The sequence below is a fragment of the Mesorhizobium sp. NZP2298 genome, from assembly GCF_013170825.1.
Classification (GTDB): Bacteria; Pseudomonadota; Alphaproteobacteria; order Rhizobiales; family Rhizobiaceae; genus Mesorhizobium.
Genome location: NZ_CP033365.1, coordinates 504,755 through 523,251, shown reverse-complemented (window position 1 = coordinate 523,251; position 18,497 = coordinate 504,755). Strand labels below are relative to the sequence as shown.

At 62.6% G+C, this 18,497-nt stretch carries 22 protein-coding genes; 13 read left to right on the top strand and 9 right to left on the bottom strand.

Annotation, left to right across the window (positions count from 1 at the left end):
• Positions 1-11: 11 nt before the first annotated feature.
• From EB231_RS02380 to EB231_RS02370, 3 genes are all read right to left on the bottom strand, one after another.
• Positions 12-953 carry a sugar ABC transporter substrate-binding protein gene (locus EB231_RS02380; protein ID WP_172347424.1) on the bottom strand — a complete coding sequence of 314 codons (942 nt, stop codon included), beginning with the start codon at positions 951-953 and terminating at the stop codon, positions 12-14.
• 369 nt (positions 954-1,322) lie between these two features.
• Complete coding sequence (locus EB231_RS02375) at positions 1,323-2,117, bottom strand: hypothetical protein (protein ID WP_172347423.1); 795 nt, start codon at positions 2,115-2,117, stop codon at positions 1,323-1,325.
• Between the two features lie 90 nt (positions 2,118-2,207).
• Positions 2,208-3,239 (bottom strand): LacI family DNA-binding transcriptional regulator, encoded by a 1,032-nt coding sequence (locus EB231_RS02370; protein ID WP_172347422.1) that lies wholly within the window; start codon positions 3,237-3,239, stop codon positions 2,208-2,210.
• 167 nt (positions 3,240-3,406) lie between these two features.
• On the opposite strand from EB231_RS02370, the gene EB231_RS02365 reads away from it, so the two are divergent.
• From EB231_RS02365 to EB231_RS02350, 4 genes are all read left to right on the top strand, one after another.
• The gene (locus EB231_RS02365) at positions 3,407-4,498 is read left to right on the top strand and encodes a fatty acid desaturase family protein (protein WP_172347421.1); all 1,092 of its coding nucleotides are present in this window, start codon (positions 3,407-3,409) and stop codon (positions 4,496-4,498) included.
• 118 nt (positions 4,499-4,616) lie between these two features.
• Complete coding sequence (locus EB231_RS02360; RefSeq protein WP_140770385.1) at positions 4,617-4,931, top strand: MocE family 2Fe-2S type ferredoxin; 315 nt, start codon at positions 4,617-4,619, stop codon at positions 4,929-4,931.
• Positions 4,932-4,948: 17 nt separating this feature from the next.
• A complete protein-coding gene (locus EB231_RS02355; RefSeq protein ID WP_172347420.1) occupies positions 4,949-6,166 on the top strand; it encodes an NAD(P)/FAD-dependent oxidoreductase in 1,218 nt (405 codons plus the stop codon).
• Between the two features lie 40 nt (positions 6,167-6,206).
• Positions 6,207-6,410: a hypothetical protein gene (locus EB231_RS02350; protein WP_172347419.1), complete on the top strand. Its 204-nt coding sequence runs from the start codon at positions 6,207-6,209 to the stop codon at positions 6,408-6,410.
• Positions 6,411-6,435: 25 nt separating this feature from the next.
• Here EB231_RS02350 and EB231_RS02345 read toward each other — a convergent pair whose 3' ends face one another.
• The 5 genes from EB231_RS02345 to hslV form a co-directional block, all read right to left on the bottom strand.
• On the bottom strand, positions 6,436-7,410 hold the full coding sequence (locus EB231_RS02345) for a DUF1402 family protein (RefSeq protein ID WP_172347418.1): 975 nt from the start codon (positions 7,408-7,410) through the stop codon (positions 6,436-6,438).
• A gap of 172 nt (positions 7,411-7,582) precedes the next feature.
• Positions 7,583-8,893, bottom strand: a complete 1,311-nt coding sequence (gene hslU / locus EB231_RS02340) for an ATP-dependent protease ATPase subunit HslU (RefSeq protein ID WP_172347417.1) — start codon at positions 8,891-8,893, stop codon at positions 7,583-7,585.
• Positions 8,894-8,897: 4 nt separating this feature from the next.
• Positions 8,898-9,497: a DUF2585 domain-containing protein gene (locus EB231_RS02335; protein ID WP_172347416.1), complete on the bottom strand. Its 600-nt coding sequence runs from the start codon at positions 9,495-9,497 to the stop codon at positions 8,898-8,900.
• 3 nt (positions 9,498-9,500) lie between these two features.
• Complete coding sequence (locus EB231_RS02330) at positions 9,501-10,070, bottom strand: GNAT family N-acetyltransferase (RefSeq protein WP_172347415.1); 570 nt, start codon at positions 10,068-10,070, stop codon at positions 9,501-9,503.
• A gap of 50 nt (positions 10,071-10,120) precedes the next feature.
• Entirely contained in the window at positions 10,121-10,672 is a 552-nt protein-coding gene (gene hslV, locus EB231_RS02325; protein ID WP_172347414.1) for an ATP-dependent protease subunit HslV, read from the bottom strand.
• Between the two features lie 262 nt (positions 10,673-10,934).
• Here hslV and hisB point away from each other — a divergent pair, with 262 nt between their 5' ends.
• Genes hisB through coaA form a run of 9 tightly spaced genes read left to right on the top strand, consistent with a single transcriptional unit; the run spans position 10,935 to position 16,677 of the window.
• On the top strand, positions 10,935-11,534 hold the full coding sequence (hisB, locus tag EB231_RS02320) for an imidazoleglycerol-phosphate dehydratase HisB (RefSeq protein ID WP_172347413.1): 600 nt from the start codon (positions 10,935-10,937) through the stop codon (positions 11,532-11,534).
• 4 nt (positions 11,535-11,538) lie between these two features.
• The gene (locus EB231_RS02315) at positions 11,539-12,015 is read left to right on the top strand and encodes a DUF2628 domain-containing protein (RefSeq protein WP_172347412.1); all 477 of its coding nucleotides are present in this window, start codon (positions 11,539-11,541) and stop codon (positions 12,013-12,015) included.
• A 1-nt stretch (position 12,016) separates the two neighbouring features.
• Positions 12,017-12,667, top strand: coding sequence for an imidazole glycerol phosphate synthase subunit HisH (gene hisH, locus EB231_RS02310; RefSeq protein ID WP_172347411.1), 651 nt, complete (start codon positions 12,017-12,019; stop codon positions 12,665-12,667).
• 3 nt (positions 12,668-12,670) lie between these two features.
• Positions 12,671-12,961, top strand: coding sequence for a DUF1330 domain-containing protein (locus tag EB231_RS02305; protein ID WP_172347410.1), 291 nt, complete (start codon positions 12,671-12,673; stop codon positions 12,959-12,961).
• Between the two features lie 3 nt (positions 12,962-12,964).
• On the top strand, positions 12,965-13,714 hold the full coding sequence (gene hisA, locus EB231_RS02300; protein WP_172347409.1) for a 1-(5-phosphoribosyl)-5-[(5-phosphoribosylamino)methylideneamino]imidazole-4-carboxamide isomerase: 750 nt from the start codon (positions 12,965-12,967) through the stop codon (positions 13,712-13,714).
• On the top strand, positions 13,711-14,547 hold the full coding sequence (locus EB231_RS02295; RefSeq protein WP_172347408.1) for an arginase family protein: 837 nt from the start codon (positions 13,711-13,713) through the stop codon (positions 14,545-14,547). Before hisA ends, EB231_RS02295 begins: the two co-directional genes overlap by 4 nt.
• Positions 14,544-15,338, top strand: a complete 795-nt coding sequence (gene hisF, locus EB231_RS02290) for an imidazole glycerol phosphate synthase subunit HisF (protein WP_172352784.1) — start codon at positions 14,544-14,546, stop codon at positions 15,336-15,338. Before EB231_RS02295 ends, hisF begins: the two co-directional genes overlap by 4 nt.
• A gap of 32 nt (positions 15,339-15,370) precedes the next feature.
• Entirely contained in the window at positions 15,371-15,694 is a 324-nt protein-coding gene (locus EB231_RS02285; protein WP_172347407.1) for a phosphoribosyl-ATP diphosphatase, read from the top strand.
• A gap of 23 nt (positions 15,695-15,717) precedes the next feature.
• Positions 15,718-16,677 (top strand): type I pantothenate kinase, encoded by a 960-nt coding sequence (gene coaA, locus EB231_RS02280; RefSeq protein ID WP_172347406.1) that lies wholly within the window; start codon positions 15,718-15,720, stop codon positions 16,675-16,677.
• Positions 16,678-16,736: 59 nt separating this feature from the next.
• On the opposite strand, the gene EB231_RS02275 is transcribed toward coaA, so the two are convergent.
• A complete protein-coding gene (locus EB231_RS02275; RefSeq protein ID WP_172347405.1) occupies positions 16,737-18,278 on the bottom strand; it encodes a DegQ family serine endoprotease in 1,542 nt (513 codons plus the stop codon).
• Between the last annotated feature and the right edge of the window lie 219 nt (positions 18,279-18,497).

The following is an 18,497-nucleotide window of genomic DNA, read 5'->3' as shown; positions in this document are numbered from 1 at the left end:
ATGCCCGTGGCTCAGTTCTTCTTCAGGAACTTGTCGATGTTGGCTGGGGTGACGAGCTGGAACGGCACGTAGACCTTGTGCTCGACCTTTTCACCTTTGGACAGCTTGAGCGCCGCATCCAGCGCGCCGGCACCCTGGCCGGCCGCGTCCTGGAACACGGTTGCGTCAAGGTCGCCCGCCTGCATCGCCGCCAGCGCGTCCTGGGTGGCGTCGACGCCGCCGACGACAACCGACTTCATGTCGATGTTGGCGGCCTTCATCGCCTGGATGGCGCCGATGGCGCTTTCGTCATTGTTGGCGATGACGCCATCGAACGGCTTGCCGGTCGACAGCCAGTTGGTCATCAGGTTCTGTGCCTCGTCGCGGTTCCAGTTCGAGGTCTGCTTGTCGATGATCTTGATGAAGCTGCAGTCCGGCGTGGCGATCACCTCTTCGATGTCCTTGGTGCGCTGCACGGCGGCCTGGTTGGAAAGCTCGCCCATGATCACATAGACATTGGCTTCCTTCTTGCCGGCCTCCTTGAACAGGCGGCAGACTTCCTTGGTCTCGAGCGTGCCGGAATCGGCTTCGTTCGAGGCGACGAAGGCCTGGTTGTCCGGCAGCGAGTTCACATTGACCGGCTCGCGGTTGACGTAGACCAGCGGGATCTTGGCGGCTGCGGCGGCGTCCGACATCGCCTGCGTGGCCGAGGTGTCGACAGGGTTGACAATGATGGCGTCGACGCCCGAAGCGGCGAAGTTCTTGATCTGGTCGAGCTGCTTGGCGACGTCGTTCTGTGCGTCCTCGACCTGCAGCTCGACGCCGCTCATGCCCTTGGCCTGCGCGATCATGCCGTTGCGCAGCACGGTGAGGAAGTTGTCGTCGAACTTGGCCATCGATACGCCGATCTTGGCGGCCATGGCCGATGAACTCATCAGCGCCGCGAAGGCGACGCCCAAAAGCAGTTTCTTCATTGTATCTCTCCTCCACTTTTGGTGTCCGGTTGCACCGATCTATCCGGAATCCCCGATCTCCCCGGGGAATCTCTCCCTGATATCGTTTCGTTCCGCGCTGCATTCCCCGCATCGGCTGGAACGCCAAACTCTCCGTTTGAAACAGACGTTCCGGAACGAAAGAACCAAAATATACAGTTGGTGAAATATTTATTCCATTTTGCCACAAGGCGTCAAGGGCGATTCCAGAACCGGATGCGCGATTTTGGCCGATGCGGGAAAGCGGCGTCGATGCGGGCTGGGCGAGCGTGCTCGATGCGAGGGCTGACCCAAGCCGGGGCAAGTCCGGGGGTATAAGTGAGGGGCCCGTGATGGGCTGCGGCGATTGGCCTAGAAGTGCCAGATGTCCCGCAGCATCAACAAGTCGAGCGGAGCCCGCCACACCCGGTATCTTCCCGCGGACTCTATCTGTTGACTTACGGTAAGATGATTGGCGCGCTCGAAAAAGGCTTCAATGCGCTGCCTGGCAAATAGCTTTCGACCTCTGGTGTTATAGTTCCGCAGGGGCAGCCAGTGTCCGCTTATGGAGCGACCGTGCTGCGATAACGCCACACCAATGCAGAACTGTTCGGACGTGTGTGCTCTGACCACGCCGATCATTTGCTCGATGGCCTGGTAAGCTTCAGCCAGCGCCGGAAGATTGGAATTGTGGACACCTACGACGCCGCTATTCCACATCGGCTCGCGTCCGGACAGCCGCTGGTCCCCAAGCAAAAATCCCTTATCCGCGATTGCCTGATAGGCGGCGGCCTTTGGCGTCCCTTCGCATTTTCTCATGATCGAGTGCGAGGCGGAGATTTTTCCGAAGCATCTCGATACATTGCCAACGGGGTAGAGGTCGGTATCCATGAAAAACAGGCGATCGCAACGCCGCAATAGCTCAATGATGCCGGCAGCCTTGATGCCAAATTTGTACCGATTGCCAAAAGACATTTCGGTCATTTTCTCGGCCGTAAGCTCTATCGCTTCGATGGGATATCCGTCGAAAACAGCGGGCCTGTCGGTCAGGACCGTGATCTTTGCGTCCGGGCAGTGGTGCAACAGCCGAAGGGCGCTGAAGAGTGCCCCGCGCGCATAGAGCTCGTCCTTGCCAAACGCGATGTACCCAAACCCGTCCATGCCCATTAGCGGATCATAATATGTTGGCGGTCGAATTTTCAACTCCGCTTCGCGCTTCGGCTACGGCCGGTAGCGCTCAAAGGAGAAAGAATGTTGCTAGATATTCTCGGGCAGGTAGATCTCGAACGGCAGAAAAGTCTGTCCCGGCGCATTCGCGGCGCCCGTCTCGATGGCATGCGCCATCAGGTCCAGCAGCTCGCGGCAAAGTGCCGGCAGCGGCGTCGAGATCACCATCGTCAGGATGCCGTCGGCCAGGGCCGAACGCGAGACCGCCGTGATCTCGTTGCAGACGACCGCCGGCATCTCCGCCGGCCTCGCCTGCCTCAGCGCCGCGACCGCGCCTTCCATGCCGCCGCCGGCGACATAGCAGCCGACCAGATCGGGATGGCGGGCGAGAACATCGAGCAGCGTATCCTGCGTGATCTGGTTGGCCTCGAGATTGACCAGCGTTTCAAGCAAGGTGAAGTCCGGCGCCTGTTCGCGGAAGAAGGAGCGGAAGCCGATCTCGCGCAACTCATGCCCGTGGAAGCGGTGGCTGCCGACGAACAGCGCGACCTTGCCAGGCCGTTTCGCCGCTTTCGAGATCATCCAGGCCGCGGTGCGGCCGACCTTGCGGTTGTCGAGGCCGACATAGCCTTCGCGAATGCCGGCCGCGAAGTCGGACAGCAACGAAAACACCGGCAACCCCTTGGCCTTCATCTCCTCGACGACGACCGTCAGCGTCGGGTGATCCGGCCCGACCAGCGCGACGGCCCTGCATCTGGCCGCCAGCTTGCGCGTGCGCTCGACGATTTCGTCCGGCGTCAGCGAACTGGCGAAATCGATGATCGCGACGCCGCGGAAGCGCTGTGATTGCGAGACCGCGAGCTCGAGCTGCCGCGCGAACTCCGAATAGAACACGTCATTGCCTCGCAACAGCAGGAAGCCGAGCCCGTACTCCGGCAGCTCATGGCGCATCCGCTGCTTGATCAGGCCGGCGGCGTGATAGCCGATCTCGGTCGCGGTCTCGTAGACGCGGCGGGCGGTTTCCTCGCGCACTGGCAGGCGGTTGTTGAGCACCCGGTCCACCGTGGCAACGCTGACGCCGGAAATGCGTGCCAGATCGGTGATGGTCGGCCGTTTCGCCATGATCGCCCTCGTTCGAGTCCCCAAGCATGGATACATCATTCTGATAGGAAATGATAGAAACTATCTTTATGATATTGAGTCTATCATGGCTCGGCGATATTTTCAGGCTCGAAGCCAATGGATAAGCGGCATTCGCCTGGGCGGGTGCCTTGCCGAGGGAGGCAATCATGACGACAGCGCCGTCCCGGCGTGACTACAGCCTGATCGGGCGCGACGCCAAGCTCGCCGTGGAAAACGGCCTGTCGGCGGCCGAGTGGTATCACACGGACATTCCGCGCAAGCAGATGAAGGAGCTGATGCAACGCTCCGACGGGCCGGCGATCCGCGACACCGCGATCTGGCTCGCCGCCCTCATTGTCAGCGGTGCGGGTGGCGCCTGGTTCTGGGGCACCTGGTGGTGTGTACCGTTCTTCTTCGTCTATGGCGTCCTCTACGGTTCATCCACCGATTCACGCTGGCACGAATGCGGCCACGGCACGGCTTTCCGGACGCAGTGGATGAATGATGTGATCTATCAGATCGCCTGCTTCATGATCATGCGCAACCCGGTGACCTGGCGCTGGAGCCATACGCGCCACCACACCGACACCATCATCGTCGGCCGCGACCCGGAAATCTCGGTCATGCGGCCGCCGGACCTGGTGCGCGCCATCCTCGGCTTTGTCGGCGTGCTCGATGCCTGGCGTGCGATGTCGGACATGCTGCGCAACGCGGCCGGCAACATCAGCGCGGCCGAAAAGACCTTCATTCCCGAGCAGGAGCAGGGCAAGGCGATCCGCATTGCCCGTATCTGGACCGCGATCTATGCCGCAACCATCGTGCTGGCGCTCCACACCGGATCGTTCCTGCCCTTGATGCTGGTCGGCCTGCCCAGGCTCTATGGCGCCTGGCATCACGTCATGGTCGGCCTGCTGCAGCATGGCGGCCTCGCCGACAATGTCATCGACCACCGGCTCAACAGCCGTACCGTCTACATGAACCCGATCAGCCGCTTCATCTACTGGAACATGAACTATCATGTGGAGCATCACATGTTCCCGATGGTGCCTTACCATGCCCTGCCCAAGCTGCATGCGCTGATCAAGCATGATCTGCCGGCGCCGACGCCATCGATCCTGGCCGGCTACCGCGAGATGATCCCGGTCTTCCTGCGCCAGCTGCGCAACGAGGATTATTTCCTCAAGCGCGAACTGCCGCCGACCGCCAAGCCGTACCGCGAGGAATTCCATGGCGATGTCATCGCCGCCGCGGCGGAATGATCGTGGCATCCGATCTACACTCTTTGTTTCAACGCAATTCCCTGGGGAAAGCGCCAAGCGCTTTTCCCGGGAAAACCGCTACGCATTTTTTCCGGGAATTGCTTTTGCGGAGGACTGAATGAGCGACTGGGTCGAGGCCTGTGCTGCCGATGACATTGATGAAGAGGATGTGATGCGCTTCGATCATGGCGGGCGCACCTTCGCCATCTATCGCAGCCCGGACGATGAATACTTCGCCACGGACGGGCTCTGCACACATGAAAAGGTGCATCTTGCCGACGGTCTGGTGATGGACGACATCATCGAATGCCCCAAGCACAATGGTCGCTTCAACTACAAGACCGGCGCGGCCAGGGGCGCGCCGGTCTGCGTCAACCTCAGGACCTATCCGGTCAGGGTCGACGCCGGCAAAGTCCTCGTGCAGATCGGGTAACGGAGATGGCGCGCGGAATGGTCATCATCGGGGCCGGCGAATGCGGGGGGCGCACAGCGCTCACGCTGCGCGATCTCGGCTATGACGGGCCGGTGACGCTGGTCGGCGACGAGCCGCACCTGCCGTACGAACGGCCGCCTTTGTCCAAGGACGCGATGGCCGGCGACGCGCCGGAAATCAAGGCGATCGCCAGCGACGCGATCCTGGCCGAGAAATCGATCCGGCATATCCGTTCCGTCCGGGCCGTCGCGATCGATCGCGCGGCGCATACGGTGCGCCTGTCGGACGGTTCGGTCCTGCCCTACGACAAGTTGCTGCTGGCCACCGGCTCGACCCCGCGCAAACTGCAGATGCCTGGCCTCGGCAAGCGCTGCGTTTATCTCAGGACATTCGGCGATGCGCTGGCCATTCGCGCCCACCTCCGTGCGGGCAACCGCATCGCCGTCATCGGCGGCGGCTTCATCGGCCTCGAACTCGCCGCCGCGGCCCGCAAGCTCGGCGCTGCGGTCACTGTCGTGGAGGCACAACCGCGCATCCTGATGCGCGGCGTACCGGCCGAGATCGCCGAAATCATTCATGCCGCGCATGTCGCCGAAGGCGTCGACATCCTGTGCGGTGAAGGCCTTGCGTCCATCGCCGACGACGGCGAGCATGTGCGTATCGCGCTCGGCGGCGGACGCGAAATCACAGCCGACCTCGCTATCATCGGCATCGGCGCCGTGCCGGTGACCGGGCTCGCGGCCGAGGCCGGCCTGGCCATCGACAATGGCATCGCGGTCGATGCCGAGCTGCGCAGCAGCGATCCCGATGTCTTTGCCGCCGGCGACTGCTGTTCGTTCCCGCTTGCCGTCTATGGCGGCCGCCGCGTGCGGCTCGAAGCCTGGCGCAATGCGCAGGAACAGGGCGCGCTGGCGGCGAAAAATATGCTCGGAGCCGGCGAAGCGCATGCGGCGGTGCCGTGGTTCTGGTCGGATCAGTATGGGCTCACCCTGCAGATATCCGGCCTTGCCGACGAAGGGCGCGGCACCGTGCGACGCGATCTCGATGATGGCGCCTTCATCATCTTCCACCTGGCCGAGGACGGCAGGCTGGTGGCGGCCAACGGCATCGGTCCCGGCAACGCTGTCGCCCGTGACATCAGGCTGGCCGAAGTGCTGATCGGCAAGCAGGCCAGGCCGGCGCCGGAGGCGCTGGGATCACAGGCCGTAAAGCTGAAATCGTTGCTGGCCGCTTGAGCCGTGCTAGCCTGCGCAGGTTGCTCTAGGTTACCGGCTCATGCCCTATTCGATCCTCTACGGCATTTCGGTCGCGCAGATCAGGGACGATTTTGCCGCTGCGAAAGAGGCTGTAGCGCGTCTCGAAGCACTGCGGCGCGCCAAGGCCGTGGGTATCATCATTCTGGACAAGAACGGCGCGGAGATCAGCGAAGCGCAGCTGAATGCACTTGCCAAGATCGAAGACGGCGACAGGCAGACGTAGGGTTCTGCGGGTTCCCTGAAGCGATCTAGAAAAGCGCCTTGAGTTCCGGCAGCTTGTCGTTGACCAGCCAGCCGTAATAATTCTCTTCCGGCAGCTTCACCTGTTCACCGGCGGCGCGACGCTTGTCGTTCTCCGCCTTCAGCGCATAGGCACGCTGCTCCGGATTGCCGACATTGTAGAGCGTGGCGGTCAGTCCCGGATTTCCCGAAATGTCGAAGCCGGCGATGCTCTTGTAGGCATCGATCGATTTCCTGATCGTAGCGGCGACATAGGGCAGCGTCAGGTCGGGATCCATGATGGTCTTGTAGACCGAATTGGGGTCCCCGACGTCGAGCCTCGGCAGGCCGGAGACCTTGTGCACGAGATCGCTCATCTGCAGCGCCGTCAAAGGGTTGAGCTGGCCAAGGCCGAAGGTCTGGCCGGCATAGTAGGGCTGGAAGAAAGTGGCGCCGAAGCGGTCATCGGGAAAGCTTGTCCCTCCGACCGATTTGCCGCGAAACGAATGGTTCCAGACCTGCTCGCGGCATTCCCAAAGGTCGTAGCTGTCCGACATCGCGGCGCATTTCTTGAATTCCGGCCGCTGCACGAAATCGGTGATGTCCTCGCCGTCATAGGCGAAGGACAGCTTGCTGGAGAGATAGGAGATCGCCTTGACGTAGTATGTCTGCAGCCGGTCATAGGCGTCGACATTGTAGGTGTGCTCGCCGACGATGGCGCCGACGATGTGCAGGGGATCAATGCCGTATGCGGAAGCGGCCTTCTTGATCTTGGCGCGCAGATCGGCGTCGTTCTGCAGCAGGGCATAGACCTTCCGGTATTTCGCCTGGAAGGTGGTGTTGGTCGCCTGCGTGCGCCGGCTCGAGGCGCCGGGAATGTCGGGCTGCTCGGCATTGCGGTTTCCCGGCGGCACCAATGTCGCCGCATCAGCGACGAACAGCGTCGCCGCCAGCGTTAAGCCCAGAATGATTGGCCTGAGAATGATTGGGATGAGTTTTTTCATGCGCCGCCGCCCTGAGGTATTGCCGCGCAAACTAGGGTAATGCTCTGGGTTGAGTCGAGAGCGCCCTTTCCGCCGGCAAGACGAAAGGTGGCCAGATGGTACCGTCTGGCCACACATGACTTCCGCCGGAGGTGTTGCCTGTTCCGGCGCCGGAACCTTCCAGAGCTGTCGGTTAGAGAATGAATCGCGACAAATCTGTGTTTCTGGAGAGATCGCCGACATGCTTTTCCACATAGGCGGCGTCGATGGTGACGCTCGTGCCGTTGCGGTCGGGCGCGTCGTAGGAGATCTCGTCCAGCACCCGTTCCATCACCGTCTGCAGCCGCCTGGCGCCGATATTCTCGACGCTGGCGTTGAGATCGACAGCGATGCCGGCGAGCGAATCGATGGCGTCGTCGGTGAAGGTCAGGTCGACGCCCTCGGTCTTCATCAGCGCGATATACTGCTTGATCAGGCTCGCTTCCGTCTCGGTCAGGATGCGGACGAAATCCTCCTTCTCGAGCGCGCGCAGCTCGACCCGGATCGGCAGGCGGCCCTGCAATTCCGGCAACAGGTCGGACGGCTTCGAGACGTGGAAGGCGCCCGATGCGATGAACAGGATGTGGTCCGTCTTCAGCGGGCCGTATTTGGTCGCCACCGTGGTGCCTTCGACCAGCGGCAGCAGGTCGCGCTGCACGCCTTCGCGCGAAGGCCCGCCCGAAATGTCCGATCTGGCCGCGATCTTGTCGATCTCGTCGAGGAAGACGATACCGTCATTTTCCGCGGCATCCAGCGCCCGGCGCACCACCTCGTCCTGGTCGAGCAGCTTATCGGACTCGTCACCGACCAGCAGATCGTAGGATTCCTTCACCGTCGTCTTGCGCAGCTTGGTCTTCTTGCCGCCCATCGCCTTGGACAGCATGTCGTTGATGTTGAGCACGCCGATATTGGCACCCGGCATGCCGGGGATCTCGAAACCGGGCATGCCGCCATTGCCGGTATCGGCCACTTCGATCTCGATCTCCTTGTCGTCGAGTTCGCCGTCGCGCAGCTTCTTGCGGAAGCTGTCGCGCGTCGCCGGGCTCGCCGTCTTGCCGACCAGCGCTTCCAGAACGCGTTCCTCGGCATTGATGTGGGCGCGCGCCTTGACGTCCTCGCGCATCTTCTCGCGCACCAGGCCGATGGCGATCTCGACGAGATCGCGGATGATCTGCTCGACGTCACGGCCGACATAGCCGACTTCGGTGAACTTGGTTGCCTCGACCTTGACGAAAGGCGCACCGGCCAGACGCGCCAGGCGGCGCGAGATCTCGGTCTTGCCGACGCCGGTCGGCCCGATCATCAGGATGTTCTTCGGCATCACCTCTTCGCGCATCTGGCCTTCCAGCTGCTGGCGGCGCCAGCGGTTGCGCAAGGCGATGGCCACGGCGCGCTTGGCGTCCTTCTGGCCGATGATGAAGCGGTCGAGTTCCGAAACGATTTCGCGGGGAGAAAATGTGCTCATATCACTAGATTCCACTTTGCCACTGCTTGATGGCCTCGAACGGATGCAGCAGCATGATCACGTTGAGTGTCAGATTGTCCCGGATGAGGTAGCCGGTACCCAGTTCGAAAAGGATGGCGAGGCTGACGATCACCCATATAGGTAGCCTTCGCGCCATCACAAATCCCAGCACCATGGCCAGTGTGTCGGACACCGAATTGATGATGCTGTCGCCGTAATAGTCGAGCGAGATGGTGCCGGCACGGTAGCGGTCGATGATGAACGGGCTGTTCTCGAGCAATTCCCAGCCGCCTTCGATGAGAACGGCGAACGCCAGCCTCAGGCCGATCGGCGAGCGTGGGAACAGGAACCGTGCCAGCGCGTAGAACAGGAAGCCGTGGATGATGTGCGAGAAGGTGTACCAGTCCGAAATGTGCTGGGAATTCTCGGAACTGTTCACCACGCCATGCCAGAGTTTGACGTAGCCGCATGTACAGATCGGCGTCCGGCCCATCAGATAGAGCGTGACGGCCTGGACGATGACAAGCCCGGCAACGATCAGCAACCCCATCCGCCAGCTGTTTTCGTAGGCCGAGAGGTTCTTCTCCTCGCCGGATGCATTCATGCCCTATAGCCCCTCTTCCCCGTCGCCTTCTTCGGCATCGCCTTCTTCAGCGTCGCCCTCTTCAGCGTCGCCCTCTTCAGCATCGATAGCCATCAGCACCACGTTGCCATAGACCGATTGCCTGCGATCAATGGTCCGGAATCCGGCTTTTTCATAGGCACGGATGGCCCTGATATTGACCGGGTCCGGATCGATGATGACGCGCGGTACGCCTTCCCTGAACAGCTCTTCGACGAATTGGCGCACGATCGCGGAGCCATGGCCGATGCCAATCAGTTCAGGCCGGCCGATCGACAGGTCGATGCCGAGCGTGCCGAACGGCTGGTCGGCATAGGGATGGTCGTCTTCCAAATGCGGATCGTAGCTCTGCAGATAGGCGATCGGCTTGCCGCCGAGTTCAACGATCAGCGGCTCGACCGAAATCGAGTCGATATGATCGCGGATCTCGGCGATTTCCGCCTCCGGATCGTTCCACCACTGAGCGACTTCAGGCTCGGCGAGCCAGCCGGCGATCATCGGCAGGTCCTCTTCAGTCACCGGCCGAAAATCATAGCTACCTTCTTGTTTGGCCATGATCTTTTCCGAAAACCGGTTCCCACTTTTCGGGATCAAGGCCCACCTTCTCAGGCGGCATCGAGCTTTTCGATGACGAAATTGTTGTTGGTGTAGACGCAGATATCGGAGGCGATCTGCATCGCCTTGCGGGCGATCTCCTCGGCATCCTTGTCGGTGTCCATCAGCGCACGTGCCGCCGCCAGTGCGTAATTGCCGCCCGACCCGATGGCCATGACGCCAAATTCGGGTTCGAGCACGTCGCCGGTGCCGGTCAGCGCCAGCGAGACCGACTTGTCGGCCACCAGCATCATCGCCTCGAGCCGGCGCAGATAGCGGTCGGTGCGCCAGTCCTTGGCGAGTTCGACGCAGGCGCGCGTCAGCTGGTCGGGATACTGCTCGAGCTTGGCTTCCAGCCGCTCAAGCAGCGTGAAGGCATCGGCGGTGGCGCCGGCGAAACCGGCAATCACATTGCCGCCCTTGCCGATGCGGCGCACTTTACGGGCATTGCCCTTCATGATGGTCTGGCCAAGGCTGACCTGGCCGTCGCCAGCGATCACCACCTTGTTGCCCTTGCGCACCGTCACGATGGTCGTGGCGTGCATGGTCAGATTATCAGACATTTCCTGGCTCCGATTCGCGCGATCCCAAAAGGCGATTGGCGCGGTACGAGTGATTTTTATCGGCCATATGTATGCACGGGACCAATGATTGCAAATCGCCTCTCCGGCAAGGCCCGATACCTCTGTCCGAGGCAACTGGCAATCGCCGGATCATGCTGATAGAAGGCATTCGTTTTCAAGCCCGCGAGCGCTTGGAGCCTGTGAACCGGTTTACCATGTGAACCCGGTTTACCACGTGAACCGCTGGGACAAGGATAGAGTGATGGCGCCCCGTTCCGCCGAAGCCAGCCGCAAGACCAAGGAGACCGACATCTTGGTGTCGGTCCATGTCGACGGCTCGGGTAAATCCGATATCGCCACGGGCGTCGGCTTCTTCGACCACATGCTGGACCAGCTCTCGCGCCATTCCCTGATCGACATGACGGTCAGGGCGACGGGCGACCTCCATATTGACGACCATCACACGGTCGAGGACACGGGCATCGCGCTCGGCCAGGCGCTGACCAAGGCGCTGGGTGAACGGCGCGGCATCATGCGCTATGCCTCGATCGACCTTGCCATGGACGAGACGCTGACGCGTGCGGCGATCGACGTGTCGGGCCGGCCGTTCCTGGTCTGGAACGTGTCCTTCTCGTCACCCAAGATCGGCACGTTCGACACCGAACTGGTGAGGGAATTCTTCCAGGCGCTGGCGCAGAATGCCGGCATCACGCTGCATGTCACCAACCATTATGGCGCCAACAACCACCACATCGCCGAGACCTGCTTCAAGGCGGTGGCGCGCGCGCTGCGCACGGCACTCGAGCCGGACCCGCGCCAGCCGGATGCGGTTCCCTCCACCAAGGGATCTTTGAAGGGATAGCGCCATGGCCGCCTATGTCGTGATGGAACCGCCCGGCCGCAGCGAGAAGGTCGACACCACGGCCTTTGTCCGCGACGGCTTCACCTGGCTCGGCCTCTTGGTGCCGCCGTTATGGCTCGCCTGGCATCGGCTGTGGATCGAAGCCGGGCTTGCCTTCGTCGTCATGGGCCTGCTTTCGATGGCTGGGCAAAATCTTGGCCTTGGATTGGCAAGTTCGCTGCTGTCGCTGCTCGTCTCGTTCTATGTCGGCCTGGAGGGGCAGGGGTTGCGCATCGCGGCCCTTCGCCGGCGCGGCTGGCATGAATGGGGCGTGGTTCACGCCGGCCGGCTCGACGACGCCGACATCCGCTATGCGCTTGAGGCCGAAGGGCACGCGGAGGAAACCATTCCCGCGCCACGCATGGTTCCGGATGCCGCCCTGGCCCGCCCGGCGCAGCCCGGCATGGCGCTGGGCCTGACCCACATCCCGGGACGGCCCTGACATGCGGGTAGCAATCATCGACTATGGGTCGGGCAATCTGCGCTCGGCCACCAAGGCCTTCGAGCGCGCCGCGCGCGAAGCCGGCATATCGGCCGAGATCGAGCTGACGGCCGATGCCGACCGGGTGCGTAGCGCCGACCGCATCGTCCTGCCCGGCGTCGGCGCCTATGCCGACTGCGCGGCGGGCCTGCGTGCCGTCGAGGGCATGTGGGAAGCGGTCGAGGACGTCGCGATCGCCAAGGGTCGGCCTTTCCTCGGCATCTGCGTCGGCATGCAGCTGATGTCCGAGCGCGGCTTGGAAAAAACCGTCACCAAAGGCTTTGGCTGGATATCAGGCGACGTCAAGGAGATCACGCCGGCCGATCCAACGCTGAAGATCCCGCAGATCGGCTGGAACACGATCGAGCTTCGGCGCCAACATCCGCTGTTTGCCGGCATTCCAACCGGAACCGCGGGACTGCACGCCTATTTCGTCCACTCCTATCATCTCGACGCGCGCAAGGCGGACGAGGTTCTGGCGGTCGCCGACTATGGCGGCCCGGTGACGGCCACCGTCGCCCGCGACAATCTCGTCGGCACGCAGTTCCATCCGGAGAAGAGCCAGGCGCTGGGGCTGGCGCTGATCACCAATTTCCTGAAGTGGAGGCCCTGAAACATGAGCAGGAAGGGCTATTGGATGGCGATGATCGATGTTCGCGATCCCGAGGTCTACAAGCACTATATCGAGGCGAATGCTGTTGCCTTTGACAAGTACGGCGCCAAATTCATCGTGCGGGCGGGCCGCCACGAGAACCCGGAACAGCCGACAGGCAATCGCCATGTCGTGATCGAGTTCGAATCCTACGACAAGGCAGTGGAATGCTATCATTCGCCCGAATATCAGCATGCCTCGAAATTCAGGCTGGCCGCATCGACGGGCCATTTCGTCATCGTTGAAGGCGCCTGAATCGTGATCCTGTTTCCTGCCATCGACCTCAAGGACGGCCAATGCGTGCGGCTGAAGCACGGCGACATGGCGACCGCCACCATCTACAACGATGATCCCGCCGCGCAGGCAAAAGCCTTCGAGGACCAGGGCTTCGAATGGCTGCATGTCGTCGACCTCAACGGCGCCTTCAAGGGCCAGAGCGTCAACAGCGCGGCGGTCGGCGCCATCCTCAAGGCGACGAAGAACCCGGTGCAGCTCGGCGGCGGCATCCGCACGATTGCGCAGATCGAGGACTGGCTCGCTCGCGGTCTCGCTCGCGTCATTCTCGGCACGGTGGCGGTGCGCGATCCCGATCTGGTCCGGCAGGCCTGCAAGGCTTTCCCTGGCAAGGTCGCGGTCGGCATCGATGCCAAGGGCGGCAAGGTCGCCGTCGAGGGCTGGGCCGAAGCGTCGAGCCTTGGCGTCATCGAACTGGCGAAGAAGTTCGAAGGCGCCGGCGTTGCCGCCATCATCTACACCGACATCGATCGCGACGGCGTGCTGACCGGCATCAACTGGGATGCCACCATCGACCTCGCCGACGCCGTATCGATCCCGGTCATCGCTTCGGGGGGGCTGGCCTCGATCGCCGACATCGTGCGCATGACCATGCCGGACGCACAAAAGCTCGAAGGTGCCATCTCGGGCCGCGCGCTCTATGACGGCCGCATCGATCCGGCCGAGGCGCTGGCGATCCTGCAGGGCCGGCCGGTGGCGGAGGCGAAATCGTGAAGATCACCATCATCCTCGCCTCCTATGACAGCGGCCACTACCATGGCGGCATGGGCCAGGGGCCGGACGCGCTGATTGCGGGCGGTCTCGTCGATGCCCTGACCATGGCTGGCCACGACGTCGCGGTCGAGGATATCGGCAGGGTCGGCGGCGACCAGGAGCGGGAGATCGCCACCGGCTTTGCCGTCTGCAACGCCGTCTCGGGTGAGGTCCGCATTGCCATCGACAGGGGACGGTTTCCTATCGTGCTCGCCGGAAACTGCCTGACCAGTGCTGGCGCGGTCGCCGGCGAAGGCGCCGATGCGATCATCTGGGCCGACCAGCATGGCGACCTCAACACGCCCGAGACCTCCGTATACGGCTTCCTTGACGGCATGGCGCTGGCGACCGTGCTCGGTCTGTGCTGGCGCCCGATGGCATCAGCCATTCCCGGCTTCCAGCCGATCGATCCCTCGCGCTGCGTGCTCGTCAACGCCCGCGATCTCGATCCGGCCGAGCAGCAACTCCTCAAGACTTTGCCGGTGATCCGCACTGAATGCCCCGGCGTGGCGCAAGCGACCGAAAGGCTGAAAGCCGCCGGCGCCAAAAGCGTGCACATGCATCTCGATCTCGACGTGCACGACCCGAAGGAACTGCAGGCCAACCGCTATGTCACACCTGGCGGGCCGAGCCCCGAACAGTTGCGCGACGCGGCCTGCGCCATGGCGCTTGCTGTACCGGTCGTCGGCATCACCGTTTCCGCCTACGATCCGGCCTTCGATGCCCAGGCTGACGTGCCGCCGCTGGTCGGCCAGTTGCTCAATGACCTTATCGCCACGATAGAGAGCCGCTGATGCTGAAAGCCCGCGTCATCCCGTGTCTCGACGTCAAGGACGGTCGTGTCGTCAAGGGCGTCAATTTCGTCGATCTCATCGACGCCGGCGACCCGGTCGAGGCAGCCAAGGCCTATGACGCCGCCGGCGCCGACGAACTGTGTTTTCTCGACATCACCGCTTCGTCCGACAACCGGGAAACCATCTTCGATGTCATTGCCCGCACCGCCGAACAGTGCTTCATGCCGCTGACCGTCGGCGGCGGCGTGCGCCAGGTCGCCGACATCAGGAAGCTGCTTTTGGCCGGCGCCGACAAGGTGTCGATCAACACGGCTGCTGTGAAGAACCCGGATTTCGTCGCCGAAGCAGCCGACAAGTTCGGCAATCAGTGCATCGTCGTCGCCATCGACGCCAAGAAGGTTTCCGGCGCCGGCGAGGTCGATCGTTGGGAGATATTCACCCATGGCGGACGCGAGAAGACCGGCATCGACGCGGTCGAATTCGCCCGGAAAATGGTCGATCGTGGCGCTGGCGAGATCCTGTTGACCTCGATGGACCGCGACGGCACCAAGGCCGGCTACGACATCGCGCTGACGCGTGCGATTGCTGATGCGGTGCGCGCGCCAGTCATCGCATCGGGCGGGGTCGGCACGCTGGACCATCTGGTCGAAGGCATTCGCGATGGCCATGCCGGCGCGGTTCTGGCGGCCTCGATTTTCCATTTCGGCACCTACACCATAGCGCAGGCCAAGGCGCATATGGCCGAGGCCGGGCTGCCGATGCGGCTGGACTCCTCGGTCTATCGGTCCTAGAGGCTTTCCGGCTAAGAAAGGCTCTCGGCGCCATGGCTGAATTTTCGCTGTCCGATCTGGAAAAAATCGTCCATGAGCGCGCCCATTCCGGCGATGCGGACTCGTGGACGGCCAAGCTGTTTTCGCGCGGCATCGACAAGGCGGCGCAGAAGCTTGGCGAAGAGGCGGTCGAGACCGTGATTGCCGCCGTCAAGGGCGACAGACAAGGCCTCGTTTCCGAAAGTGCCGATCTTATATATCATTGGCTCGTCGTTCTCGGCATTTCGGGTGTTCCGTTGCGCGACGTGCTCCAGGAGCTCGAAAGCCGCACCGCGCGTTCGGGCATCGCCGAGAAGGCGTCGCGGCCCAAGGGCTGAGCACGAGGAGGGCAGGTATCTCGATGGATCAGCTCGCGCCAACCGAGAAATATTCCCCGTTTCGTTTCTTCTCCGCCGAGCAATGGTCGCAATTCCGAGCCGACACGCCACTGACACTGAGCGAGGACGAGTTCCGCCGGCTGCGTTCGCTCAACGACCCGGTCGACCTCGAAGAGGTCAAGCGCATCTATCTGTCGCTGTCGCGGCTTCTATCCGCGCATGTCGAGGCCAGCCAATTGCTGTTCAGGCAGCGCCAGGCCTTCTTCAACGCCGTCGATATCGTCAAGACGCCGTTCATCATCGGCATCGCCGGCTCGGTAGCGGTCGGCAAATCGACCACGGCCCGCGTGCTGAAGGAATTGCTGGCGCGCTGGCCGTCGAGCCCCAAGGTCGATCTCATCACCACCGACGGCTTCCTGCTGCCCAACGAGGTCCTGCGTCGCGAAAACCTGATGGAACGCAAGGGCTTTCCCGACAGCTACGATGTCGGCGCGCTGCTGCGTTTCCTCTCGGGCATCAAGTCGGCGCTGCCCAATGTGCGCGCGCCGGTCTATTCGCATCTCACCTACGACGTCATTCCCGGCGAATTCGTCACCATCGACCGGCCGGACATCCTGATCTTCGAAGGCATCAATGTGCTGCAGCCGGGCAAGCTGCCGCAGGACGGCAAGATCGTGCCTTTCCTGTCGGACTTTTTCGATTTCGCCATCTATATCGATGCCGACGAGAACCTGATCCACCAGTGGTACATTTCCCGTTTCATGCGTCTGCGCGAGACCGCATTCCGCAATCCGGATTCCTTCTTCCACCGCTATTCGCAGCTCTCGGAGGATTCGGCGCGCGCCATCGCCGAAGGCCTGTGGACCAACATCAATCTGAAGAATTTGCGCGAAAACATCCTGCCGACGCGCGCCCGCGCCGACCTCATCCTGCGCAAGGGCGCCGACCATCTGGTCGAGGAAGTGGCGCTGCGCAAACTCTAGATGGCGAGGGCGGGCTCGTCGCGACGAGCCCGCCCTCGGGTCAAATCCGGCCCCGCGCCTCAGCCATTGGCGAATGGCACGGCAACATAAATCTGGCCGCCGTCGCGTTCGACCAGCAGCAGCACCGACTTGCGGCCCGACTTGCTGGCCTGGGCGATCGCCTGCGTAACCTGCCGGGCGCTCTTCACCGGCGCCTGGTTGACGGCGACGATGATATCGCCCGGCTGGATGCCGGCAGCAGCGGCCGCCTTGTCGGGGCTGACGCGCGCAACCACCGCGCCATGCTCGTTATCGGCGAGGTTCATTTCCTGGCGAATGTCGGGCGTGATATCCATCAGTCCGAGGCCGATCGCCGGCGCGCGTGAGCCTTGTTCGGCGCTCGGCATGCCGGAATCGTCAGTCGACGCTGTCTTCACGTCGTCGCTGTTTTGCCCGACATTGACGGAAATCTGCATGGCCTTGCCCTTGCGCCAGACATCGAGCGATTCCTTGGCGCCAGGGGCGACATCGGCGACGGCGCGTGACAGATCCTTGGGGTCCTTGACGTCCTGTCCGGCGAAGCCGGTGATGACGTCGCCGGTCTCGACGCCGGCGCTGGCGGCAGGCGAGCTGTCATTGACCTTGGAGACCAGCGCGCCGCCGGGATGATCGAGCCCGATGGCGCTTGCCACGTCAGGCGTCACCGGTTGGATCTCGACGCCGAGATAGCCATACTGGATCGAGCCGTCCTTCATCAGCTTGGCCACGACCTTCTGCGCCTGGTCGGACGGGATGGCGAAGCCGACGCCGACACTGCCGCCATTGGGCGAATAGATCGCCGTGTTGATGCCCATGACATTGCCGTTCACATCCACCAGCGGGCCGCCGGAATTGCCATGGTTGATCGGCGCGTCGATCTGGATGAAATCGTCGAACGGCCCACTGTGCAGGTCGCGGCCGCGTGCCGAAACGATACCTGCCGTCACCGTCGTGCCGATGCCGAACGGATTGCCGATCGCCAGCACCTGGTCGCCGGTCATCAGCCTGTCGGAATCGCCCCATTTGACCGTCGGCAAGGGCTTGTCGGCTTTGACCTTGAGCACGGCCAGGTCGTTCTTGGCGTCGCGGCCGACAAGCTTGGCGGGAAGTTCGGTGCCGTCGTCGAGCGTCACCTTGATCGAGGAAGCGCCGTCGACGACGTGATTGTTGGTGACGATCGTGCCGTCGGCGGAGACGATGAAGCCGGAGCCGAGCGCTTCGGCGCGCTGCGCCTGTTGCGGCGGTGTCCGCGGAGCGGGCATGCCCTGGTCGCCGAAGAACTGGCGAAAATACTGATCGAACGGCGAGTTGCCGAGAGGCATCCCGTCGTCGTCATTTGCAGGCTGCGCTTTCATTACGGTTGTGACCGTCACCACCGCGGGCTTGTCGGCCGCCACGATCGGCGCAAAGGAGCCATTGGGGGCGGTGATACCGGCGACAGGGGTCTGGGTCGTCGCGACAACGTTGCTCACGCCTGCGTTGCCGGCACTTTGAGCAAATGAAACGACGAAGGGGGAGATGATGAGGGCGGCGCCCAGCAATGCGGCGACGCGATGTCTGCGAAGAATGTTGTGGGATGACATGGTCGTTGTCCGTGCGAGACATTGGATTCGGCGCCGTGGCCTGTATGGGAGCGGCCCATTCGGCGTACCGGCCGTCGCGGCCGCCTGTCTCGCTTCATGCGGCGGCCGTTCAGGTCGATGAAACCGGAATCTAGGGCGCGGATGCGGGTGAATTAGGTTTTTTCGGTTATATTACAAAGATTTAATTCTTTGCGGCCTGATCGGCGTGCCGCGCTCGCA